The following is a 21,207-nucleotide window of genomic DNA, read 5'->3' on the forward strand; positions in this document are numbered from 1 at the left end:
GGCGACCGGCCCGGACCTCAGCCCCGGTGCGCCCCGTCGGCGAGGGTGCGGACGTAGTCCAGCACTTCGTTCACCGGGCGGCCCTCGGCGATCTTGCCGACGATGGCGGTGCCGACGACGGCGCCGTCCGCGACCTCGGCGATCGCCTGCGCCGTCTCGGGCGTGCGGATGCCGAAGCCGACGATGACCGGCAGGTCGGTGGCCTTCTTGATCCGCGCCACCTCGGGCGCCACCTGGGACGCCTCCGCGGCGGCGGCGCCGGTGATGCCGGTGATCGAGACGTAGTAGACGAAGCCGGTGGTGTTGGTCAGGACCTTGGGCAGGCGGCGGTCGTCGGTGGTCGGCGTCGCGAGGCGGATGAAGTTGAGGCCCGCCTCCTGCGCCGGCAGGCACAGCTCCTCGTCCTCCTCGGGAGGCAGGTCGACGACGATCAGGCCGTCGATCCCGGCCTCCTTCGCCTCGGAGAGGAAGCGGTCGACGCCGCGGGAATAGATCGGGTTGTAGTAGCCCATCAGGACGATCGGCGTCTGGTCGCCGGTGGCCCGCAGGGCGCGGGCGATGTCGAGCGTCTTCTCAAGCGTCTGCCCGCCGGCGAGCGCGCGCGCGCCGGCGAGCTGGATCGTCGGGCCGTCCGCCATCGGGTCGGTGAAGGGCAGCCCCAGCTCGATCACGTCGACGCCGGCCGATGGCAGGCCGAGGACGATCTGCTTCGACGTCTCGTAGTTCGGATCGCCCGCCATGACGTAGGCCACGAACGCCTTGCGCTTCTCGGCCCGCAGCCGGGCGAAGGTGTCGTCGATGCGGGTCATGGCGGCCTCCCGGGCTGGTCGAGCCGATGTGCCAAGGCAGAACGCGAAACGCAAGGAAAGGTTGGCCGGCGCCCCTGCCCGTCCCCTGCCCTGCCCGGGACCGCGATCGACCAGTCGCTCCCCATGCGAGAGGCCCGGGTCAGGTCCGGGGCGAACGAAAGGCGGTGCGGGCGAGCTGTCCCGGGGCCGCCACCCGGCGGACTGCGCTCCGTCACTCGCGCCCCAATGCGTCCCATGTCGCGGCATCGGCCGGCAGGATGAGGCCGAACTCCTCATGCAGGCACATCCCGACACGCTCGTTGTCAGCGAGGACATACGCCTCCTCGCGCGCCCCGGTCCGGACGGTGAACCGGCGGCCCGCCAGGGAGAGCCGCCGGCCGTCCGGCAGAGGCCGCGCGGCGACCGGGCGGACGCGGAAGTGCGAGGCGGGGTGCGTGGCGAGGTACCAGTTCGGCGCCTCGTGATCGACCGGCAGCGTCTCGGCCAGGTCGAAGCGGTAGAGCGGCTGCCACTCGGCGCCGACCAGCACCTCCAGCCGCCACGCCTCGCCCAGGGGGACGAGGCGCATCGGCTCGTGCGGGGTCGCCTGCACCGCATCTGTCAGCGCGAGCGGCGCGGTGGGCGTGCGCCCGCCGAAGCCGACGTCGATCAACCGCGGGCCGTCCGGCGTCTCCACGATCAGCGCCATGTGGCTGCGCGGCCCCGGCGGCGCGTCGGGCGGACGGCCGACCATGACCCGCGCGGCCACGTGGCGGACGGCGAAGCCCAGCGCCTGCAGCATGGCGGCCAGCAGCAGGTTCTGCTCGAAGCACCAGCCGCCGCGGCCGCCGCGCACCAGCTTGGCCTCCAGATCGGGCAGCGCGAGCGAGGGGGCGCGGCCGACCATCGCGTCGAGGTTCTCGAACGCGATGGCGGCCGGGTGCAGCAGCGCGAGCGCCTCCAGCGTCGGGAGGTCGGCCCGCGCCGGGCCGGCGTGGCCGATCCGCGCGAGGTAGGCGGGAAGGTCCGGGCTCACGTCAGCCATTCGTCTGTGTCGGATGGAGGGGCCGGCGCTTGCACACGCGCCGGCCGGCCAGCATCATGCGCCCTCCTGCTGCGGCGCATCGACCGAGACCATCCAGCGGATGCCCCAGCGGTCGCTGAGGGCGCCGAAGCCCGGCGTCCAGAACTCCGCCTTGAACGGCATGCGGACCTCGCCGCCTTTCCACAGCTTCTCGAACACGCCTTCGGCCTCGGCGTAGGTCGGATAGCTGACATGGACGTTGCAGCCGGCCATCGCCGGGCTGCCGTCCGGCGAGACGTCGTCGCTGCCGTAGATCCAGCTGCCGCCGCCGAGATGCAGCGCGGCGTGCATCACGGCGTTCGACGGGACAGCGCCGCTCATCTCGTCGTCCGGGGGCAGCTGGTCGAACCCTGCGAAGTCCGGCGTGCCTTCGGCGCCCAGGATGTCGGCGTAGGAGGTGAAGGCCTCGCGGCAGGAGCCGTTGAAGAAGAGGTAGGGCGTGGCGGTGGGCATCGGCTCCTCCGGGGGCTGAATTATATTGATATCAATTCAAATTGTGGACCTGGGGGTGAAGGACGTCAAGGCCGCCTTGCCCTCGGTCCGCCGGAAGCCTACCAGAGCGCGGTCTTTGCCGCGAGGAGAGTGCCGTGGGCTTTCGCATGGGGATCGTCGGGCTGCCGAACGTCGGCAAGTCCACGCTGTTCAACGCCCTGACCAGGACCGCCGCGGCGCAGGCGGCGAACTTCCCGTTCTGCACGATCGAGCCGAACGTGGGCGAGGTCGCGGTGCCGGATGCGCGTCTCGACCGGCTGGCCGAGATCGCGAAGTCGAAACAGGTGATTCCGACGCGGATGACCTTCGTCGACATCGCGGGGCTGGTGAAGGGCGCGAGCAAGGGCGAGGGCCTAGGCAACCAGTTCCTCGCCAACATCCGCGAGACCGACGCCATCGCCCACGTCCTGCGCTGCTTCGAGGACGGCGACGTGACCCACGTCGAGGGGCGCGTGGACCCGGTGGCGGACGCCGAAACGATCGAGACCGAGCTGATGATCGCCGACCTCGAATCGGTGGAGCGGCGGATGGCGAACCTCGTGCGCAAGCTGAAGGGCGGCGACAAGGAGGCGGTGGAGCAGCAGCGCCTGCTGGAGGCGGCGAAGGCCGCGCTGGAGGCCGGGCGTCCGGCGCGGACGGTCCAGGTGGCGGACGAGGACCGGCGGGCGTGGCGGATGCTGCAGCTGCTGACGGCCAAGCCGGTGCTGTACGTCTGCAACGTCGAGGAAGGCTCCGCCGCGACGGGCAACAGCCAGTCGGCGAAAGTTGCCGAGATGGCGGCCGCGCAGGGCAATGCCCACGTCGTGATCTCGGCGAAGATCGAGGAGGAGATCGCCCAGCTCGACCCCGAGGAGCAGGAGATGTTCCTGGAGGAGATGGGGCTGGAGGAGGCCGGCCTCGACCGGCTGATCCGCGCCGGCTACGAGCTGCTGAACCTGCAGACCTACTTCACCGCGGGGCCGAAGGAGGCGCGGGCCTGGACGATTGCGAAGGGGACGCTGGCGCCGCAGGCGGCGGGGGTGATCCACGGCGACTTCGAGAAGGGGTTCATCCGGGCCGAGACGATCGCGTTCGACGACTACGTCGCGCTCGGCGGCGAGAGCGCGGCGAAGGAGGCGGGCAAGATGCGCGCCGAGGGCAAGGGGTACGAGGTGAAGGACGGGGACGTCCTGCACTTCCTCTTCAACACCTGATCCGGCGGAGCGCCTGACGGCGCATTCTCTTGCGTTCGGGGGGCGTTCCGCCCCCGTCCGGTCCTGTCGGGCCGGACTCCCCCTGAGGATACTTGTGGCTCGATGAGAGGGAGGGGCGGATGCGCCCCGGGGTGGGCCCGCGGCGCCCGGCTGCGCGAGGTCCCGGGTCGGAGCCCGCGACGGGTTTTCACCGGGCGCTCCGGGCCGCCGCGGTTGAAGTCCGGTCCGCTGCCGTGGCAGGTACGGCCCTTGTCCCGTATCCGAAGGAGGCCCCGATGGCCGACCTCGCCCTCAGGCACAATCGCGAGCGCGATCTCGCCCCGCTGGCGCGGCTGCTGGCCGACGAGGCCGACCTCGCGCTGGTCAACCCGAACGCCAAGCATCCGTTCGATCCGCTGGAATGGCAGGAGCGCTGGCTGCACGAGCTGGACGACGAATCCTACTACGTGCTGGACGAGACCGGCCGCGAGGTGGGCTTCTTCGCATTGCGGGTGGGCGTGGGGCCGGAGGTGCGGCACCTCACCTACGTCTTCGTGGAGGAAGCAGCCCGCGGCGGCGCGGGGACGCAGCTTGCCGGAATGGCGGAGGAGGCGGCGCGGGCGCTCGGCGCGATGTCGATCACGCTGAAGGTCGAGCTGGACAACGAGCCGGCGCTCGCCCTCTACCGCTCCTCCGGGTACGAGGAGCTGGGCGTGCAGGGCAACATGGCGACGATGCGTCGGGACCTGGACTAGGCCGCCCGCATCTCTTCCAGTACCGCCTGAGCGGCGGCGAGATCGCGGCGGTAGCGCTCTTCCTCGGCCGCCTTCGCGTCGGCGTCGGGCAGGCGCAGGATGTAGCTGGGGTGCACCGTGAGAAAGACCGGGCCGTAGCGCGTCTCCTCCACCGTGCCGCGGCGCTTGAGGATGCCGGCGCGGGTGCCGGTCAGCGTCTCGGCCGCGGTGCCGCCCATGCCGAGGATCAGCTTCGGCTGCACCAGCTCCAGCTCCTTCTCGATCCACCAGCGGGCATGTTCGATGTCGCCGCCGTTCGGCGTCTGGTGCATCCGGCGCTTGCCGCGCATCTGGAATTTGAACCGCTTCACGGCGTTGGTGACGTAGGCGCGGCGGCGCTCGATGCCGGCGTCCTGCGCGATGCGGTCGAAGAGCTGGCCGGCGGGGCCGACGAAGGGACGGCCCTCCTGATCCTCGATGTCGCCCGGCTGTTCGCCCACGATCATCAGGTCGGCGTCCGGCGGACCCTCGCCCAGCACGACGCGGCCGTAGCCCTCGCGCTGGTCGCGACTCTCCTCGTCGGCCCGTGTCTTGAGGTCGTCCCAGCTCATCGGGGCGGCAACGCGGGGCGCGGCGGGGCGTTCCGGGGAGGCGGAGGCGCGGGCGGCGATCCGCTCTGCGAAAAGCGGCGGCAGGGTCGGCGCGGCCTCGGCCATCTCGCGGACCCGCGCCTCGGCGTCGGCGAGGAGGCCGGGAATCGCCTGCGCCTCTGGCAGGTTCTTCCAGTACTTCTTCGGCATCTCCGACGTCATCGCGTGGATCTTCACCCGGGCCGGGTTGAAGATGTTGCAGAAGTAGGTGCGCCAGAGCTCCTCGTTCGCGTCCTCGGGCAGGTCCGGCCGGGGCAGATCGTCGTGCAGCGTGAGGGTGCCGCCCTCGAACCGGGCGGAGACATCGGGCGTCGCGATCAGCCAGTCCATGTCGCCGAATCTGCGGACGAAGAACGGCGCCGTCAGTTCCATCGTGCGGTGCGTCGGCTCGAACCAGGCGGCGAAGGAGCGGCGGGGCGCGGTGCGGTCGCCGATCTCGCGGAAGCGGACGAAGGCCGTCATCTTGTGGCGGCAGCGCATGACGTGCTTTTCCATCTGCCGCAGGTAAGCGAGGTCGGCGTCGCCGCGATCTTCCATCAGCCGGCGTTCGCGCCGAAGGCGCCACAGCAGGGCGTAGAGGCGGGCGAAGCGCTGCGGGTCGCGGTGCCAGACCACCTTGCCCGCCATCCCGACGAAGGCCTTCGGGACCTTGATGTCGCCGGTCGCGGGCGGCGGCGGGGGCGCGTCGCCCTCGAACAGGGAGGGCGCGGCCTCGCCGTGTTCCCACAGCACGTCCTCGGGCGGAACGCGGGCCGCCAGCAGGCCGCGGGCGGCGTCGCGCCACGCCCGGTCGGTGCCGATGCGGGGAAGCGGCACGGCGCGCATCAGATCAGGGTCAGCTGTTCCGGCGGCGGCGCGAAGCGGGCGCGCAGATCCGCGGCATCGGTCAGCGCACGGGGCCGCCAGTCGAGGGCGGTGAGGAACGGCCGCGCCGCCTTGAGGTTGGCGCCCATGCGGGCGAGGTCGTCCCAGCGCAGCGTGCGGTGGCGGCGGCTGGTCAGGATGCGGCCGACCGTCTTGGTGCCGAGGCCGGGGACGCGGAGCAGCGCCTCGCGGTCGGCGCGGTTCACGTCGACGGGGAAGCTGTCGCGGTGCGCGATGGCCCAGGCGAGCTTGGGGTCGAGGTCGAGGTCGAGGTTGCCGTCCGGACGCGCCGCGGTGATCTCGCCCGCCTCGAAGCCGTAGAACCGCATCAGCCAGTCGGCCTGGTACAGACGATGCTCGCGCTGGAGCGGCGGCTTGATGAGCGGCAGCTTGGCGGTGGCATTGGGGATCGGCGAGAAGGCGGAGTAGTAGACGCGGCGCAGGCGGTAGTCGGAGTAGAGGCGCGTCGAATGCGTCAGGATCGTCGCGTCGGTGGAGCCGTCGGCGCCGACGATCATCTGCGTCGACTGCCCCGCGGGGGCGAACTTCGCGGGGCGCTTGCCGCGGAAGCTGCGCTCCTTCGCGGCGTCCAGACGCTGGCGCGTGTCCCGCATCGCGCCGCGGATCTGGTCGGGGTCCTTCTCGGGCGCGTACGCCTTCACCGCGTGGTCCGTCGGCATCTCGACATTGATCGAGATGCGGTCGGCGAGAAGGCCCGCCTCCTCGATCAGCTTGGGATCGGCGTCGGGGATCGTCTTGAGGTGGATGTAGCCGCGGAAGTGATGCTCCTCCCGAAGGGTCCGGGCGATGCGGACCATGTCGCCCATCGTCTCGTCGGGCGAGCGGATGATGCCGGAGGAAAGGAACAGGCCCTCGATGTAGTTGCGCCGGTAGAATTCCAGCGTCAGCGTCACGACCTCCTCCACGCTGAACCGGGCGCGGCGGGTGTTGGAGGATACCCGGTTCACGCAGTAGGCGCAGTCGTAGATGCAGAAGTTCGTCATCAGGATCTTGAGGAGACTGATGCAGCGGCCGTCGGGCGCGTAGGCGTGGCAGATTCCCGACCCCTCGGTCGAGCCGAGGCCCTTGCCGTCCTTCGAATCGCGCCGGGTGGTGCCGCTGGACGCGCAGGAGGCGTCGTAGCGGGCGGCGTCCGACAGGATCGCGAGCTTGTCCTGGAGCGAGAGGCGCGACATCGGGATATACTTATGTTCGCCTAATGTTCCCGGCAAGCGCCCTCGGGCGCGCAGCGGCGGAATGCCGCGAGCGGAGCGGAGCGCGACTGGTGCGCCGCCGGCCGCCTCGCGGGCACCATCCCGGCCGATCGGTTCTGGCCTTAACGGGGGTGAAAGGTTCCTGCCCTAATGCTTCGGCCCATCGGGGCGCGAAGGAGGTCGGCCGATGTGTAGCTTCCGGGCCGCGGCGCTGATCGCGGCGGCGGTCATTTTCGGCGCATGGCCTGCGCTGGCTCAGGAAGAGGGGCCGTTCCGGCGGGTGGACCTTCCGCCGATCGAACATGCGGAGGCGACGCTCCGTGTCGTTGCACCGGACGGGACCGCCACGGTCTACACGCCCGAACAGCTCGAAGAGGTGGGCACATGGGCATTGACGACCGCCACCCCCTGGGAGGACGAAGTGAGGTTCGAGGGTGTCCTGCTGGCCGACCTTCTCGCCCGACACGGTCTCGCCGGCGTGGGCGTCGAGGTGATCGCCGAGAACGACTACGTCACGCGGATCCCACCCGACCCGCAGGTCACGGGTGCCCTTCTCGTCGCCACGCGGGCCGACGGTCACTCCATCGGCCGGCGTGAGCGGGGCCCGATCTACTTCGTCGCGCCCGCCGACCGGGTCGGCCCCGATCGGCCGGTCCAGCTGAACCATCTCGTCTGGATGGCGGCCGAGATTCGCCCCGGACCCTGAGCGGCCGATGACTCCGCGGCGCAACCGGGTCCGACGGTTCTTCGATCTCGACGCTCTGCTGGATGCGCTCGCGACGCCGCGGGGGACGGCGCTGATGCTGTCGCTTCTGGTCGCCCTCGCCGCGTCGAGTGTGATCCAGATCCGGAACGCCGCCAGCCGTGTCGCAGAGGCGGAGGCGATGTTCCGCGGGCCGGGCGTCCGCGAGGCCGCGGTCAGCCTCGCCGACATGCAGCGCCTCGCCCAACTCATCGCTGCCGCGGGCGAGGACGGGCGACTGGCCCCGTCCGAGAGGGCCGCGATCGGGGGAGCCCTCGACATGCTGTACGTCCGCAACGTGAACCTGCAGATGATCGCGGCCCGGGGCGACCCGACCGGTGGCGGCGCAATGGCCATCGCGTGGCTGTCCGACATCGTGGACGAGGTCGATGCCGCGATGGCGACGGCGGACGACAGCCTGCCGCCGCTTCAGACGGCGGCGGACGGGACGCTCGTGTCGGCCCGGTCAGCGATCACCCGCTGGCTGGAGGAACTGCACGCCGCGCAGACCACGGCGTTGCGCGCGGCGCTCGGCTCGATGGAGCGGCTGACCCGGATCCACGCCGGTTTCCTCGGGCTGATCGTTGCGGCGGGCGGCGGCCTGATCCTTCTTCTGCGCCGTGAGGTGCTGATCCGCCGGACCCGGAACGAAGCCGAGCGCCGCGCGTGGCACATCGCCTACCACGACACGCTGACCGGCCTGCCCAACCGCACCAGCTTTGCCGAGATGGCCGGGACCGTCTTCCCGCCCCGCCCCGGCGCAGCGCCGGTCGCGCTCGCCTGCATCGACCTCGACGGCTTTCGCGCCATCAACGACGGGCACGGCCAGGCCGCCGGGGACGATGTGCTGCGCCATGTCGGCCAGGCTCTGGCGAGGCTGGCGGCGCGCGAGGGGCTGTTCATCGCGCGGATCGGCGGCGACGAGTTCGCGGCGATCCTACCCGCGACCGGCGCGGCCGGCCTCGCCTCGCTCGGGCGCAGGATCGGCGCCGCCATCGACCGACCCGTCCCGGCGGCGAACGCCTCGATCCGCGCCTGCGCCTCCATCGGCATCGCCGAGGCGGCACAGGTGGCCCGGCTGGCGGCCGCCGGGCCCGACACGATGGTCCGCGCCGCGCAGTTCGCACTGGCCCGGGCCCGCGACGACGACGGAGCGGGCGCCCTGCGGCTGTTCGATCCAGAGATCGCCCGCGCCTTCGCCCGCCGCCGCGAGCGGCTGGAGGCGCTCGGCCGCGCCGCCGCCACCGGCGAGCTGGAAGTCTGGTTCATGCCCAAGGTCACGCTGGCGACCGGCGCGCTGGCCGGTTTCGAGGCGCTCGCCCGCTGGCGGCACCAGGGCACGCTGGTCCTTCCCGAGGAATTCGTCTCGCTGGCCGAGGAGAACGGCCAGATCGCGGGTCTCGACAGCTTCATGCTGCGGGAAGCGGCCCGTGCGATGGCAGACTGGAACCGCCGGCACGGCACGGCCCTCGGCGTCAGCGTGAACCTCTCGCCCCAGCGCCTCGGCCAACCCGGCCTTGTCGCCGAGGTCGAGGCCGCGCTCGCCGCCTCGGGTCTGCCGGCGCCGCTGCTGACGCTGGAGCTGACGGAAAGCGCGGCGGTTCACGACTGGGCAACGGCGATGCGCCTGCTGACGGCGCTGCGGGCGCTCGGCTGCCGGATCTCGCTCGACGACTTCGGAACGGGCTATTCGTCCCTCGCCTATCTGCGCACCCTGCCGGCCGACGAGGTGAAGCTCGACAAGAGCTTCCTGACCGACCTCACCGAGGCGGAATCGGCCCGCCGGATCGTCGCTGCGGTGGTCGAGATCGCCCGCTCCCTCGGCCTCGACGTGGTTGCGGAAGGGGTGGAGACGGCAGCGCAGGCCCGCATCGCCGCCACCCTCGGCTGCGCCATCGGCCAGGGTTTCCGCTTCGGCCGCCCGCGGCCGGCGGCCGATCCATGGCCCGACCCGGCAGACGGCTCGTCGTGGAGAGCCGAGCAAGGGGCCGCCGCGGACCCGACGACAGCGACGCTTGGACGGGCCAGCGCCTGACGGCCCCGTCCTGCGAGCCGTGAGTGGACAGGCCCGTCCGACAGCCCGGCGCTGCCGGGAAACTAGATCCTCATGCCGCGAAGAACAGCGGCGACGTCGGCCCCGGTCCGGCCCACGTCCAGCCGTTCGACCTCCGAAGTGGCCGCCTCGATCGCCGAGTTCCAGGCCGTGTCCCGCTCGTCCAGAAGGAGGTGCAGCGTCAGATATGCCGTGACGGCGAGGCGGCTCGCCTCGCCCGTCCCTTCGTGGGCCGCGAGAGCCCTGATGCTCGCCCGCAGATCAGCGGCCAGTGTCTCGACCTGCTGCCGTTCCGTCGTCTCCATTCCGCGACCTCCGATAAACGGGCCTGCAACGCCCGCGCCCGGCGGTTCGATCCGCGAGCCACACACAGAGCGGGAACCGTGCCGCAAGCGCAACGCCGGCGCAGTCGATGCCAGCCTGCCGGCGGGGAAGGACGCCCCCGCGCCTCCGGTCGGTCGCGCTCCTGCCACGAACTCACCACATCTCAGGGTAAACAAAACCTTGCGTCTTCGAGTATTGATCGGTGTGGGTGGTGGTGCCGTGGATCTTCTTCTGAATTTCGTCAACGGACTCGGGATGATGGCGCTCGCCACCGGGTCCTACGCCATCGTCCAGCGGCGCGGCTGGGACCGGTACGTCCGCCACCTCCTCATCGGCCTCGTGTTCGGGGTCGGCGCGTCGCTGATGATGTTCAACACCGTGGTCGTGGGCCCCGGTGTCATCGTCGACAGCCGCAACCTCTTCGTCGCCTTCTCCGGCGCCTTCGTCGGGCCGGTCGGCGCGGCGGCGTCGCTGCTTGTGGCCTGCACGACGCGACTGGCGATCGGCGGAAGCGGCGCCGCGCTCGGCATCGCCTCGATGATGCTCGCCGCCGGCGTCGGGCTGGTCTGGAACCAGGGCCGGCTCCTGCGATCCGCCCCGAACTGGGCGCGCTTCTCCGCGATGGGGCTCACCGTGTCGCTGTCGCTGGCGACCGTCCTTCTCCTCCCCGCCGAGCAGCGGAACAGCGCGCTGCAGAACTTCGTGCCGATCCTCGTGGCCTTCAACATCCTCGGCGCGCTGATCTTCGGCGCGATGATCGAACGGGAGCGCGCCCTGGCGCGCCACGAGCGCCGGCTGACGCGCCAGACGATGACCGATCCCCTCACCGGCGCGCTGAACCGCCGGGGGCTGGCGCGGCGCTACGAGGATCTGATGCCGCGGATGGAGGAGAGGGGCGGCGCCCTCCTCCTCATGGACCTCGACCACTTCAAGGCCGTCAACGACACCCACGGCCACGCGATCGGCGACGAAGTTCTGAAGGGCGCCGTCGCGGCAGCCCAGGACGTCTGCCGGGCCGAGGACAGCGTGGTGCGGATCGGAGGCGAGGAATTCGCCATACTGCTTCCTGCGGTCGGTGCGGCCGCCGCGTACCGCATCGCCGAGAGGGTGCGGCTCTCGATCGAGGGCATGACCCTCCCGGACTGCCCGCGCCTCCAGGTAACGACGAGCATCGGCGTGGTGCACTTCGACGGCGGCGTCCCCCTCCTGTCCGAGGCGCTGACCCGGAGCGACCGCGCCCTCTACGCCGCCAAGCGCGGCGGCCGGAACAGGACGGTAGCCGACGTCCTCTCGCCCGTCGAACCCCCAGCGCAGCCGGAGGCGAGCCTCCTGCTCCAACCACGGACCGGACTGGCCGGCGGCGCCTGACATCGCGGACTCCGGGCCCTTCCGTCCGCCGCTGATCGGCCACCCGACCAAGGAGGAGGCCGACCCGTCAGCCTCCGTGAACCCGTCGGCCCCTCGTTCCGGTCGAACCCTGCCACGCTCGCATCTCGTTGGTCCGGCTCACTCACCGCTCGCCAAACCGGACTTTCGCCTTGTTCCTCTCGGGACCGGTCGCTAAACGGGTCGACGGAGACGTGGCCGAGTGGTCGAAGGCGCTCCCCTGCTAAGGGAGTAGGCGGGAAACCGTCTCGTGGGTTCGAATCCCATCGTCTCCGCCACCCATCATGAGATCGTCCATGCCGGGCCCGCCCGGTCGTTGCGGCTGGCTGACCGCGAGAGACGGCGGGCGAATAAACCTCCGCCGCCTATTGCTGCGGTGCAGCATGGCCCCATCTCTTTACAGAGGACCGGCGATGCCGGTCCTGCGGCCGCGACGGCGGCCGGACCTGTCCGGGGCGTCGGCCCCCTGCCCGAAAGGCGACCGAGATGGATGACTTCAGGGAGACGATGCGGCGCTCGCTTCAGATGACGCGCGCCGGAGACCCCGCAGGCGCGACGAAGCTGATCCAGGACTCGCTGCGGCGCTCGCGGTCTGACGTCCGGGCGGAGCCGTCGGTCGAGCCGCTTGCCGCACCGAAGGGCGCACCGCGCCGGCCGGCCGCAGCCGCGCCCGGCGGCCCGGTGGAGGATGCCGAGATCCTCGAGGTGACCCCCCCGAAGGTGAGCCCCGCGACCGGCCGTCCGGCGCGCGCCCGCAGGGCCGGCGGGGGCCCCGGCCTCGCCGCCCCTCCGGGCGCCCGGTTCGAGCGGCGGCGGCATACGTGCGTCCACGGCGCGCGCGACTACCTCCTCTACACGCCTTCCGGCCCCGTAACGGGCGCCCTCGTCATGCTGCACGGCTGCACCCAGAGCGCCGAGGACTTCGCCCGCGGCACCGCGATGAACGCCGCCGCGGAGACGGCGGGTTTCGTCGTGATCTGGCCCGAGCAGGGGCGCGGCGACAACGCGTCGCTCTGCTGGAACTGGTTCCGGGGCGAGGATCAGGCCGCCACCGGCGGAGAGCCGGCGCTGCTCGCCGATCTCGCCCGCTCCGTGGCCCGCGACACCGGGATCCCGGACGGCCGGGTGTTCGCAGCCGGCCTTTCCGCCGGCGGCGCGATGGCCGCGATCCTCGGCCAGACGCACCCCGACCTCTTCGGCGCGGTCGGCGTGCATTCCGGCCTCGCGCCCTGCTCCGCCCGGGACGTGATGTCCGCCTTCGGCGCGATGCGCGGAGACGCCGCCCCCGGCGCCCGCGCGCTGACGCTGCCCTGCATCGTGTTCCAGGGCCTGTCGGATCAGACCGTCGCTCCGGTGAACGCCCAGCGCGTCACGGGACCGCTCAGCGACACCCGCACCTGCGCCCATTCCGGCGCCGCCCGCTCCGCCCGCGTGACCACCGGCCGCAACGCCGCCGGCAGTGCCGTCGAGCTGTGGGAGATCGACGGAGCCGGCCACGCCTGGTCCGGCGGCGCCACGACGGGCAGCTACACGGACCCCAAGGGCCCGGACGCCTCGGTCGAGATGATCCGCTTCTTCCTCGCGCAGGCCCGGGCTCGAGCCGGCGACTGAGCGCGGGCTCGCGGGCGATCTGGCAGCGACGTCGCATACCCGCCGCCCGCAGCGCCCGGCACGGACGCTGCGGGAGGGTGCCACGTGCTCCGGCGCCGCAGCCGGCGCCCCTGACGCGTCTACGGCAGGCCGCAGGCGCGGCGGATCGCCCGTTGGACCGGGCTGGGCGGCAGGGCCGGGTCGAAGGGTGCGACGGGCAGCAGCGGCGGTTGCGCCAGCACGCGCACGCCGGTCCCGCGGTTCGGCTGTCCTGCATGGACGAGGAACGGGTGGCACAGCCAGACCGTCCCCGCAGGACCCGTGGCCAGCGCCCGAGAGCAGTCGGCGGTCGAGGCGAAACCGTCCGCCGCGAGGTCGCGCAACGACATCCCCGCCTCGCCGAAGGGCAGCAGCTCGCGCGCGATCTGCCGATGCGAGCCGAGGCGGATCCGGGTCGGCCCGCCCTCCTCTCCCACGTCGGAGAACAGGAACAGCATCAGCAGAAGCCGCCCCCGGCTCGTCACGTTGGCCCGCCAGTCCATGAAGTCCGGGCTGTCGCCGAAGCTGACGTCGACGTGCCACCCGGTGTCGGCGGGCGCCTCGTCCGAGGGGTAGCGCAGGACGAAGGTCCCCATCGCCCCGGGCCGGACCCAGCGGCCGGCGCCGGCGAGGGCGTCGTAATGGGCGTGGAGCCGCGGCGTGTTGGCCGCGGCGACCGCAGGCGGCGCCGTCAGCATCCCGAGGCGCAGGACGGGGACGCCGTTCGCCGGTCCGGCCTCGCGCAGCGCGATCCCGCGCACTTCCGCCGCGAGGGCGGGGTCGAAGGCGTTCTCGACCCTCAGGGCGCCGGTCTCGATGAAACGGTTGATGTCGGCGGCCGACGGGCCGCCGTTGGGTGTGGTGGTCATTGCGATATGCTCCATGGGCGCGCCTCTCCGGACGGCGCCTCTTCGTTCCGATCCCTGGCCGGCGCGGGGCCGGCCGCCCCTGTCAGGCGGCGGGTCGGATCCGGATGTGGTGCATCATCATGGGCGCGACGGTAGGACCTCTCCGCCCGCGATGTCCAGCGGCTTGACCGGCCCCGCCGCTTTGTTTAGCTCCCGGCGCTTCTTTTGCTGGAGGTCTCATGGGCAGGCGCAAGGGCCGCGACGTCTCGGGCTGGCTGATCGTGGACAAGCCGCGCGGCATGACCTCGACCGCGGTGGTCAACAAGGTGAAGTGGGCCTTCGACGCGAAGAAGGCGGGCCATGCCGGCACGCTCGACCCCGAGGCGACGGGTCTGCTGGCGGTCGCGCTCGGCGAGGCGACCAAGACGGTCCCCTATGTGACCGACTCGCTCAAGGCCTACGCCTTCACCGTCCGGCTGGGGCAGGCGACGAACACCGACGACGCCGAGGGCGAGGTGACGGCGACCAGCGACGCGCGGCCCACCGACGAGGAGATCAAGGCCGCGCTCGGGGCCTTCGTCGGCGAGATCAGCCAGGTTCCGCCGGCCTTCTCGGCGGTGAAGATCGACGGCCAACGCGCCTACAAGCGCGCCCGCGAGGGCGAGACGGTGGAGCTGGCGGCGCGGCCGCTGTGGGTGGAGGAGCTGGTGCTGACCGACCGGCCCGACGCCGACCATGCCGAGCTGGAGATGACCTGCGGCAAGGGCGGCTACGTCCGCGCCATCGCCCGCGATCTCGGCGCCGCGCTCGGCTGTCACGGTCACGTCGTGGCGCTGCGCCGGCTGTGGTCGGGGCCGTTCGACCTGGAGGGCGCGGCGACGCTGGACGAGATCGAGGCGGGGGCGAAGGACCCCGCGCTCGACCGGCTGCTCCGGCCGGTCGAGGCGGGTCTCGCCGACCTGCCCGAGGCGACCTGCCCGGCGGCGAGCGTCGGTCGGCTGCGCAACGGCAACCCGGCCAGCGTCATCGCCCCGTCGGACCTGCAGTTCGGCGACGAATGCTGGGCCAGCCACGACGGCCGCGCCGTCGCGGTCGGCACCTACATGGGCGGCGAGCTGCACCCGTCGCGTGTATTCGTGGCCGACGGCACACCCGGTTAACCACTCCGGCCGGTTTGCCGCCGAACCGCGCCTCTGCGTGCTAGTCTGCACCGCGGGTGATGGGGTGTCGGGCGCCGGGCGGACAGGTCGGCGCTGCAAGGACGGGTGTGCGCGGATGCTGGCTTTGATGGGGCTCCTGGGGATGGCCGTCGCCGGGATGGTGCTGCTGCCGGTCCCCCGGCCGCACGAGGACGATCTCGCCGACGACCGGGAGGAGACCGACCCCCTTGGAGGCGAGGAGGCGGGCGATGAATTCGGCGACGACCCGAACGCCGATCCCACGATCCGCTTCACCGGGCCGCGCGACGATGTCGTCCTGGGCACGGAGGTGCAGGATTATCTCGACGGCGAAGAGGGCGACGACACGGTCGACGGCGCGGGCGGCGACGACTTCCTGCATGGCGGGCCCGGCGACGACGAGGTGCGCGGGAGCGCGGGGAACGACAGCCTGTACGGCCATATCGGCGACGACCTGCTCTCGGGCGAGGCGGGCGACGACGAGTTGAACGGCGGCGGCGGCGACGACACGCTGTGGGGCGGCGAGGGCGACGACTCGCTGCTCGGCTCGCTGGACGACGACAGCCTGTCGGGCGGCGCGGGGCGCGACGTGCTGCACGGGGGCTCCGGCGACGACATGCTGGACGGCGTCAGCGGCGAGATCGCGGCGGCGCCGGACTACCTGAACGGCGGCGCGGGGGACGACGCCCTTCTCGGCGGGGCGGGCGACTCGCTGAACGGCGGGACCGGCGCCGACACGTTCGGCCTCGCCCTCGGGACCGGGGACGGCTCCGCCACGCTGGTCGAGGATTATGACCCCGACGAGGACGCCCTCGTCCTGGTCTACGACGGCTCCGGCCCCGAGCCGGAGCTGGGGTGGGAACCGGCCGGAGACGGCGTCCGCCTGACCGCCGACGGCGAGCCCATCGCGCTGATCCGGGGCGTGACCGAGCTGGACCTCGGTACGGTGCAGCTGCTGCCGCGCTGAGGGCTATACACGCGGGCGGAATCCCTCTATAGGCCGCGCTTCCCTCCACGGGCCCTGCTGGACGACATCCCGGCTTGCGCCATCACCCATGAAGGAGACCCCGATGTCGATCACCGCCGAAGAGAAGCAGAAGCTCATCAAGGATTACGGGACGAAGTCGGGCGACACCGGCTCTCCCGAGGTGCAGGTCGCGATCCTGTCCAGCCGGATCGCCACGCTGACCGAGCACTTCAAGACCCACAAGAAGGACAACCACGGTCGCCGCGGCCTGCTGAAGATGGTCGCCCAGCGCCGCAAGCTGCTGGACTACGTCAAGGCCCGCGACGAGGCCCGCTACCAGTCGCTGATCGAGCGTCTCGGCCTGCGCCGCTAAGCTCGGCGACAGACGATTTCCAGGGGCGCGGCCGGGAGACCGGCGGCGCCCTTTCCACGTCCGGGGGTCACTTCAGCTGGCTGTCCTTCGACCCGCGGCGGTTGAAGCCCGGGCGCGACTTGAAGGCGCGGTCGCGGCCGGACTGGCAGTCCACGCACAGCTTCACGCCCGGGATCGCCTGACGGCGCGCCTCGGGGATGTCCTCGCCGCACTCGGCGCATTCGGTCGCGCTCTCGCCCTCGGGGCGGCGGGTCGCCCGCATCCGGGCGAGTTCGTCCGAGATCGACGCCTCGATCTGTTCGTTCACCGCGCCGTCGCGGCTCCATCCTCCGGCCATGTGCGGCACCTCCTGCCCGGCAACATAGGCATGCGGCCCCTGCCGTGCGAGTCACGCGGCGTCCCGGTTGACCGAAGGGCGGGCGAGGGCGCAGACCGAGGGGCGAGGAGGAGACGGCCATGATCCCCGCGCTTCGCGTCCTGATGCACATGGGCGGCCTGCAGCGGCTGTTCCCGTTCTGGCTGTCGGCGCTCGTCGCCTTCGTCGTCTGGTTCTCGCCCTGGCTGCTGCTGGCGGTGGCCTATGGCGTGGCGATCCAGTTCTTCGTCGAATACGCGATGCACCGGTTCCTCTACCACCGGAAGCCGCCGACCGAGCAGAGCCCGTTCAACGTGCTGTACCGCGCTCATATCGGCCACCACGAGTTCCCGCACGACCCGGAGTTCTTCACCGGCGACGACCACTGGTTCGCGGTGCGGTTCGGTCTCGGTTCGGCGGCGCTGCACACGCTGGTCCTGTGGCCGTTCCTCGGCCTCGGTCCGGCGGCGCTGGCGGCGTGGGTGGCGCTGTTCCTCGGCTCGGTGTCGGCCTTCGCGTTCTACGAGTTCTGCCACACGATCGCGCACCTGAACGTGCCGAAGGGCTGGCTGGGCCAGCGGATCACCCGCGATCACCTGGCGCACCACCTGCAGGATCACGAGGCGACGTTCCATGTCAGCTTCGGCATGGGCTGGATCGACCGGCTGTTCGGCACGGGCCACGACCGCGAGACGGCGCTCGCCCGCTATGACCGGAAGACGATCCTGTCGCTGGGGATGGACCCGGAGGACCTGCGGCTGGTGACGGCGCGCAAGGCGTGGAACCTGCCGCCGCGGCCGGGGATGAAAAAGCCGGGGATGAAGCGGGCGGGATGACCGGGTCGTGACCGCAGCGGCGGCAACCGCCCGGGCCGCGGCGCGTTCAGGCGGCATGATCCGACCGCTTGCCCTCTGCCTCGCCCTACTCGCCGCCCCCGCCCTTGCGCAGGATCCCGATCTCGACGCCTGGACCGCCCGCACGGCGGTCGAGGACTACTTCGCCGCCATCGACGCGGGCGGCTATGCCGCCGCCTGGGCAATGTGGGACGACGGCGGTGCGGCGAGCGGGCAGACGGCTGCCGCGTTTGCGGAGGGGTTCGACGAGACCGGCGCGGTCGCGGTCTTCACCGGACCGCTCCTGTCGATGGAGGGCGCCGCGGGGTCGATCTACGCCAACGTGCCGGTGCGGATCGAGGCAGAGCTGAAGGATGGCACCGCGCAGCATTTCGCCGGCACCTTCGTCATGCGCCGCGCGAACGGCGTGCCGGGCGCCGATCCGGGCTGGCGGATCAGCGCGGCCGACGTGGCCCCCGAGTGATCACTCGATCGCGACCGTGACGGTGAAGGTCGCGGGCGCGTCGGCGGCGCTCACCAGTTCGACGATATACTCGCCGCCCATCGGCAGCTCGGCCGACAGACTGTCGCCCACGTCGACCGGGTCGTGGATCACGGTGTCCACAGGTCCGCGGACATAGAAGTAGCCGGGCGCGTCGGACACCACCTCCACCGACAGGGTCTGCACACCGTCGGCGGCCAGCGCGAACTGCATCGTGCCTCCGGCCTCCACCTCGCGCTCGAGCGTGGCGGAGGCTTCGCCGTCAGCGAACTCCACGCTCTCGGGCGCGGCCGCAGGCGGGGCGTTCAGCACCTCGTCCCGCTCGTCCGCGTCCATCACCACGGCCAGCTCCTCCACCGTGCCGCCGGCGGCCGTGCAGCGCCACAGGGTCTGGCCGCCGTCCCGCAGGTAGACGGTCGTTCCGGCCTCGGAGAAGGAGGAGGACACCACCTCGGCCGCGCTCTGCCCGCCGGCGGCGAGCATCACGCCGCGCAGGGCGTCCATGCAGGCGGTCGGCTCCTCGGTCTGGGCGATGGCCGGCGCGGCGAGAAGGGCGAAGGGGACGAGGAGGCGCGTCATGGTCATCTCCGGCAACATCTGGATCATCGGCCGGGCAGGTGTCCCGGCTGGCGGACATGGCAAGGGAACGCGCGTCCCTGCGGCGGGGTCCCGCACGCGTTCCGGCTTTTCAAATGGGGGCATCTCGCCTATATGCCGCCAATCTCGAACGCGGCGCCCTGACCCCGGCGCATGGGATGAGGAAGGGGTCGGCGGCAATGGGGCCGCCAGCACATGCGGGAGACCCGGCATCCGGCCGGGAGCGCTCCCGAGACAGGATGATGAATGTTCAACGAAGTTAAGAAATCCATCCAGTGGGGGGATGAAACCCTCACGCTGGAATCGGGCAAGGTCGCCCGCCAGGCCGACGGCACCGTCGTCGCGACCCTGGGCGAGACCACCGTCATGGCGAACGTGACCTTCGCCAAGACGCAGAAGGAAGGGCAGGACTTCTTTCCCCTGACCGTCCACTACCAGGAAAAATACTATGCCGCCGGCAAGGTGCCGGGCGGCTTCTTCAAGCGCGAGGCGCGGCCGACCGAGAAGGAAACGCTGACCGCCCGCCTGATCGACCGTCCGATCCGGCCGCTGTTCGTCCCCGGCTTCAAGAACGAAGTGCTGGTGATGTGCACCGTCCTCAGCCACGACCTCGTCAACGACCCCGACATCGTCGCGATGATCGCCGCGTCGGCCGCGCTGACGATCTCGGGCGTGCCGTTCATGGGCCCGATCGCGGGCTGCCGCGTCGGCTATGCCAACGGCGAGTACAAGCTGAACCCCGCCGTCGACGACATGCACGACCTGCGGAACAACCCCGAGCAGCGGCTCGACCTCGTCGTGGCGGGGACCAAGGACGCGGTCATGATGGTCGAGTCCGAGGCCTACGAGCTGACCGAGGACGAGATGCTGGGCGCAGTCACCTTCGCGCACGAGCAGATCCAGCCGGTGATCGACCTGATCATCGACCTCGCCGAGGATTGCGCGAAAGAGCCCTTCGACTTCCAGCCGGCCGACTACTCGGACCTGCTGGCCAAGGTGAAGAGCCTGGGCGAGCAGAAGATGCGCGACGCCTACGCCGTCTCCGACAAGCAGGAGCGCGTGGCCGCCGTCTCGGCCGCCAAGGAGGCGATCCGGGCCGGCCTCAGCGAGGAAGAGCTTGCCGACCCGAACCTCGGCACCGCCCTGAAGAAGCTGGAATCGGCCGTCCTGCGCGGCGACGTGGTCAAGAACAAGCGCCGCATCGACGGCCGCGCGCTCAACCAGGTCCGCCCCATCGTGGCCGAGACCGGCCTCCTGCCGCGGACCCACGGCTCGGCCCTGTTCACCCGGGGCGAGACGCAGGCGCTGGTCGTGACCACGCTCGGCACCGGCGACGACGAGCAGTTCATCGATGCGCTGCACGGCACGTTCAAGTCGAACTTCCTGCTGCACTACAACTTCCCGCCCTACTCGGTCGGCGAAGTGGGCCGCGTCGGCTCCCCGGGCCGTCGCGAGATCGGCCACGGCAAGCTCGCCTGGCGGGCGCTGCAGGCGGTCCTGCCGGCCTCGACCGACTTCCCCTACACGCTGCGCCTCGTCTCCGAGATCACCGAGTCGAACGGCTCGTCCTCGATGGCGTCGGTCTGCGGCGGGTCCCTGTCGATGATGGACGCGGGCGTGCCGCTGAAGGCCGCGGTCGCGGGCGTCGCGATGGGCCTGGTGCTGGAAGAGGACGGCTCGTGGGCGGTGCTCACCGACATCCTCGGTGACGAGGACCACCTCGGCGACATGGACTTCAAGGTCGCGGGCACCGAGGCGGGGATCACCTCGCTGCAGATGGACATCAAGGTCGCGGGCATCACGCCGGCGATCATGAAGCAGGCCCTCGCCCAGGCGAAGGAAGGCCGTCTGCACATCCTCGGCGAGATGAACAAGGCGCTGTCCGGCGTCGGCGAGTTCTCCGTCCACGCCCCGCGGATCGAGACGATGACGATCCCGACCGACAAGATCCGCGAAGTGATCGGCTCGGGCGGCAAGGTCATCCGCGAGATCGTGGAAGTGTCCGGTGCCAAGGTCGACATCAACGACGACGGCGTCATCAAGATCGCGTCCCCGAACGGCGAGGCGATCCAGAAGGCCTACGACATGATCTACTCGATCGTGGCCGAGCCCGAAGAGGGCAAGGTCTACAAGGGCACGGTCGTGAAGCTGGTCGACTTCGGCGCGTTCGTGAACTTCTTCGGCAAGCGCGACGGCCTCGTGCACGTCTCCCAGATCGAGAACCGCCGCCTGAACCACCCCTCGGACGTCCTCAAGGAGGGCCAGGAAGTGTGGGTCAAGCTGCTCGGCTTCGACGATCGCGGCAAGGTCCGCCTGTCGATGAAGATGGTCGATCAGGAGACCGGCGAGGAGATGAAGAAGGAAGAAGCGGCGGAGTGATCCGCCCCCTGTCCTGATCGAACGGGCCCGCTTCGGCGGGCCC

21 protein-coding genes and 1 tRNA gene are annotated in these 21,207 nt (G+C 71.3%); 13 read left to right on the top strand and 9 right to left on the bottom strand.

Annotation, left to right across the window (positions count from 1 at the left end; translation table 11 throughout):
* Window positions 1–17: 17 nt before the first annotated feature.
* From trpA to A37W_RS0105270, 3 genes are all read right to left on the bottom strand, one after another.
* Window positions 18–809: a tryptophan synthase subunit alpha gene (gene trpA / locus A37W_RS0105260; protein WP_018301980.1), complete on the bottom strand. Its 792-nt coding sequence runs from the start codon at window positions 807–809 to the stop codon at window positions 18–20.
* 211 nt (window positions 810–1,020) lie between these two features.
* A complete protein-coding gene (locus A37W_RS0105265) occupies window positions 1,021–1,833 on the bottom strand; it encodes an arylamine N-acetyltransferase family protein (protein WP_026198309.1) in 813 nt (270 codons plus the stop codon).
* 54 nt (window positions 1,834–1,887) lie between these two features.
* Window positions 1,888–2,325 carry a VOC family protein gene (locus A37W_RS0105270; RefSeq protein ID WP_018301982.1) on the bottom strand — a complete coding sequence of 146 codons (438 nt, stop codon included), beginning with the start codon at window positions 2,323–2,325 and terminating at the stop codon, window positions 1,888–1,890.
* A gap of 134 nt (window positions 2,326–2,459) precedes the next feature.
* Here A37W_RS0105270 and ychF point away from each other — a divergent pair, with 134 nt between their 5' ends.
* Together ychF and A37W_RS0105280 are read left to right on the top strand one after the other, a co-directional pair.
* On the top strand, window positions 2,460–3,557 hold the full coding sequence (gene ychF, locus A37W_RS0105275; protein WP_026198310.1) for a redox-regulated ATPase YchF: 1,098 nt from the start codon (window positions 2,460–2,462) through the stop codon (window positions 3,555–3,557).
* Window positions 3,558–3,832: 275 nt separating this feature from the next.
* Complete coding sequence (locus A37W_RS0105280; protein ID WP_018301984.1) at window positions 3,833–4,291, top strand: GNAT family N-acetyltransferase; 459 nt, start codon at window positions 3,833–3,835, stop codon at window positions 4,289–4,291.
* Here the strand turns inward: A37W_RS0105280 and A37W_RS0105285 are convergent.
* A complete protein-coding gene (locus A37W_RS0105285) occupies window positions 4,288–5,745 on the bottom strand; it encodes a UdgX family uracil-DNA binding protein (protein WP_018301985.1) in 1,458 nt (485 codons plus the stop codon). The genes A37W_RS0105280 and A37W_RS0105285 overlap by 4 nt on opposite strands.
* Window positions 5,745–6,980: a putative DNA modification/repair radical SAM protein gene (locus A37W_RS0105290; RefSeq protein WP_018301986.1), complete on the bottom strand. Its 1,236-nt coding sequence runs from the start codon at window positions 6,978–6,980 to the stop codon at window positions 5,745–5,747. Before A37W_RS0105290 ends, A37W_RS0105285 begins: the two co-directional genes overlap by 1 nt.
* 205 nt (window positions 6,981–7,185) lie before the next feature.
* Between A37W_RS0105290 and A37W_RS0105295 the strand changes: the two genes are divergently transcribed.
* Window positions 7,186–7,704, top strand: a complete 519-nt coding sequence (locus tag A37W_RS0105295; protein WP_018301987.1) for a hypothetical protein — start codon at window positions 7,186–7,188, stop codon at window positions 7,702–7,704.
* 7 nt (window positions 7,705–7,711) lie between these two features.
* A complete protein-coding gene (locus A37W_RS22720) occupies window positions 7,712–9,775 on the top strand; it encodes a putative bifunctional diguanylate cyclase/phosphodiesterase (RefSeq protein ID WP_018301988.1) in 2,064 nt (687 codons plus the stop codon).
* 62 nt (window positions 9,776–9,837) lie between these two features.
* Here A37W_RS22720 and A37W_RS24000 read toward each other — a convergent pair whose 3' ends face one another.
* Complete coding sequence (locus tag A37W_RS24000; protein ID WP_018301989.1) at window positions 9,838–10,098, bottom strand: hypothetical protein; 261 nt, start codon at window positions 10,096–10,098, stop codon at window positions 9,838–9,840.
* A gap of 238 nt (window positions 10,099–10,336) precedes the next feature.
* Here A37W_RS24000 and A37W_RS21015 point away from each other — a divergent pair, with 238 nt between their 5' ends.
* The 3 genes from A37W_RS21015 to A37W_RS0105320 all read left to right on the top strand — a co-directional run bounded on the left by A37W_RS21015 (window position 10,337) and on the right by A37W_RS0105320 (window position 13,114).
* On the top strand, window positions 10,337–11,485 hold the full coding sequence (locus A37W_RS21015; protein ID WP_169337569.1) for a GGDEF domain-containing protein: 1,149 nt from the start codon (window positions 10,337–10,339) through the stop codon (window positions 11,483–11,485).
* Window positions 11,486–11,691: 206 nt separating this feature from the next.
* A tRNA-Ser gene (locus tag A37W_RS0105315) sits at window positions 11,692–11,781 on the top strand.
* Window positions 11,782–11,989: 208 nt separating this feature from the next.
* The gene (locus A37W_RS0105320) at window positions 11,990–13,114 is read left to right on the top strand and encodes an extracellular catalytic domain type 1 short-chain-length polyhydroxyalkanoate depolymerase (RefSeq protein ID WP_018301991.1); all 1,125 of its coding nucleotides are present in this window, start codon (window positions 11,990–11,992) and stop codon (window positions 13,112–13,114) included.
* 119 nt (window positions 13,115–13,233) lie between these two features.
* Here the strand turns inward: A37W_RS0105320 and A37W_RS0105325 are convergent, their stop codons facing one another.
* Entirely contained in the window at window positions 13,234–14,001 is a 768-nt protein-coding gene (locus tag A37W_RS0105325; RefSeq protein ID WP_026198311.1) for a phytanoyl-CoA dioxygenase family protein, read from the bottom strand.
* A gap of 218 nt (window positions 14,002–14,219) precedes the next feature.
* On the opposite strand from A37W_RS0105325, the gene truB reads away from it, so the two are divergent.
* From truB to rpsO, 3 genes are all read left to right on the top strand, one after another.
* Window positions 14,220–15,140 carry a tRNA pseudouridine(55) synthase TruB gene (truB, locus tag A37W_RS0105330; protein WP_018301993.1) on the top strand — a complete coding sequence of 307 codons (921 nt, stop codon included), beginning with the start codon at window positions 14,220–14,222 and terminating at the stop codon, window positions 15,138–15,140.
* Window positions 15,141–15,255: 115 nt separating this feature from the next.
* Window positions 15,256–16,125: a calcium-binding protein gene (locus A37W_RS0105335; protein ID WP_026198312.1), complete on the top strand. Its 870-nt coding sequence runs from the start codon at window positions 15,256–15,258 to the stop codon at window positions 16,123–16,125.
* A gap of 103 nt (window positions 16,126–16,228) precedes the next feature.
* Window positions 16,229–16,498: a 30S ribosomal protein S15 gene (gene rpsO / locus A37W_RS0105340; protein ID WP_018301995.1), complete on the top strand. Its 270-nt coding sequence runs from the start codon at window positions 16,229–16,231 to the stop codon at window positions 16,496–16,498.
* Window positions 16,499–16,565: 67 nt separating this feature from the next.
* On the opposite strand, the gene A37W_RS0105345 is transcribed toward rpsO, so the two are convergent.
* Complete coding sequence (locus tag A37W_RS0105345) at window positions 16,566–16,835, bottom strand: DksA/TraR family C4-type zinc finger protein (protein ID WP_018301996.1); 270 nt, start codon at window positions 16,833–16,835, stop codon at window positions 16,566–16,568.
* A 119-nt stretch (window positions 16,836–16,954) separates the two neighbouring features.
* On the opposite strand from A37W_RS0105345, the gene A37W_RS0105350 reads away from it, so the two are divergent.
* Window positions 16,955–17,689: a sterol desaturase family protein gene (locus tag A37W_RS0105350; RefSeq protein ID WP_018301997.1), complete on the top strand. Its 735-nt coding sequence runs from the start codon at window positions 16,955–16,957 to the stop codon at window positions 17,687–17,689.
* A 55-nt stretch (window positions 17,690–17,744) separates the two neighbouring features.
* Entirely contained in the window at window positions 17,745–18,170 is a 426-nt protein-coding gene (locus tag A37W_RS21020) for a hypothetical protein (protein WP_018301998.1), read from the top strand.
* On the opposite strand, the gene A37W_RS0105360 is transcribed toward A37W_RS21020, so the two are convergent.
* Window positions 18,171–18,794 carry a hypothetical protein gene (locus tag A37W_RS0105360; RefSeq protein ID WP_018301999.1) on the bottom strand — a complete coding sequence of 208 codons (624 nt, stop codon included), beginning with the start codon at window positions 18,792–18,794 and terminating at the stop codon, window positions 18,171–18,173. It abuts the gene before it with no gap.
* Between the two features lie 237 nt (window positions 18,795–19,031).
* On the opposite strand from A37W_RS0105360, the gene pnp reads away from it, so the two are divergent.
* The gene (gene pnp / locus A37W_RS0105365) at window positions 19,032–21,164 is read left to right on the top strand and encodes a polyribonucleotide nucleotidyltransferase (protein ID WP_018302000.1); all 2,133 of its coding nucleotides are present in this window, start codon (window positions 19,032–19,034) and stop codon (window positions 21,162–21,164) included.
* Window positions 21,165–21,207: the final 43 nt, after the last annotated feature.

It is taken from the genome of Wenxinia marina DSM 24838 (assembly GCF_000379485.1).
In the GTDB taxonomy this organism is placed as follows: domain Bacteria; phylum Pseudomonadota; class Alphaproteobacteria; order Rhodobacterales; family Rhodobacteraceae; genus Wenxinia; species Wenxinia marina.

What these genes read in the sequence shown, in the direction of transcription:
- A37W_RS0105285 (WP_018301985.1), bottom strand. Translation starts at nt 5,745, where the DNA reads ATGCGCGCCGTGCCGCTTCCCCGCATCGGCACCGACCGGGCGTGGCGC.
- trpA (WP_018301980.1), bottom strand. Translation starts at nt 809, where the DNA reads ATGACCCGCATCGACGACACCTTCGCCCGGCTGCGGGCCGAGAAGCGC.
- A37W_RS0105295 (WP_018301987.1), top strand. Translation starts at nt 7,186, where the DNA reads ATGTGTAGCTTCCGGGCCGCGGCGCTGATCGCGGCGGCGGTCATTTTC.
- A37W_RS0105280 (WP_018301984.1), top strand. Translation starts at nt 3,833, where the DNA reads ATGGCCGACCTCGCCCTCAGGCACAATCGCGAGCGCGATCTCGCCCCG.
- truB (WP_018301993.1), top strand. Translation starts at nt 14,220, where the DNA reads ATGGGCAGGCGCAAGGGCCGCGACGTCTCGGGCTGGCTGATCGTGGAC.
- A37W_RS0105360 (WP_018301999.1), bottom strand. Translation starts at nt 18,794, where the DNA reads ATGATCCAGATGTTGCCGGAGATGACCATGACGCGCCTCCTCGTCCCC.
- A37W_RS22720 (WP_018301988.1), top strand. Translation starts at nt 7,712, where the DNA reads ATGACTCCGCGGCGCAACCGGGTCCGACGGTTCTTCGATCTCGACGCT.
- A37W_RS0105325 (WP_026198311.1), bottom strand. Translation starts at nt 14,001, where the DNA reads ATGACCACCACACCCAACGGCGGCCCGTCGGCCGCCGACATCAACCGT.
- rpsO (WP_018301995.1), top strand. Translation starts at nt 16,229, where the DNA reads ATGTCGATCACCGCCGAAGAGAAGCAGAAGCTCATCAAGGATTACGGG.
- A37W_RS0105265 (WP_026198309.1), bottom strand. Translation starts at nt 1,833, where the DNA reads ATGGCTGACGTGAGCCCGGACCTTCCCGCCTACCTCGCGCGGATCGGC.
- A37W_RS0105345 (WP_018301996.1), bottom strand. Translation starts at nt 16,835, where the DNA reads ATGGCCGGAGGATGGAGCCGCGACGGCGCGGTGAACGAACAGATCGAG.
- A37W_RS0105290 (WP_018301986.1), bottom strand. Translation starts at nt 6,980, where the DNA reads ATGTCGCGCCTCTCGCTCCAGGACAAGCTCGCGATCCTGTCGGACGCC.
- A37W_RS0105320 (WP_018301991.1), top strand. Translation starts at nt 11,990, where the DNA reads ATGGATGACTTCAGGGAGACGATGCGGCGCTCGCTTCAGATGACGCGC.
- A37W_RS0105335 (WP_026198312.1), top strand. Translation starts at nt 15,256, where the DNA reads ATGCTGGCTTTGATGGGGCTCCTGGGGATGGCCGTCGCCGGGATGGTG.
- A37W_RS24000 (WP_018301989.1), bottom strand. Translation starts at nt 10,098, where the DNA reads ATGGAGACGACGGAACGGCAGCAGGTCGAGACACTGGCCGCTGATCTG.
- A37W_RS21020 (WP_018301998.1), top strand. Translation starts at nt 17,745, where the DNA reads ATGATCCGACCGCTTGCCCTCTGCCTCGCCCTACTCGCCGCCCCCGCC.
- A37W_RS0105350 (WP_018301997.1), top strand. Translation starts at nt 16,955, where the DNA reads ATGATCCCCGCGCTTCGCGTCCTGATGCACATGGGCGGCCTGCAGCGG.
- pnp (WP_018302000.1), top strand. Translation starts at nt 19,032, where the DNA reads ATGTTCAACGAAGTTAAGAAATCCATCCAGTGGGGGGATGAAACCCTC.
- A37W_RS0105270 (WP_018301982.1), bottom strand. Translation starts at nt 2,325, where the DNA reads ATGCCCACCGCCACGCCCTACCTCTTCTTCAACGGCTCCTGCCGCGAG.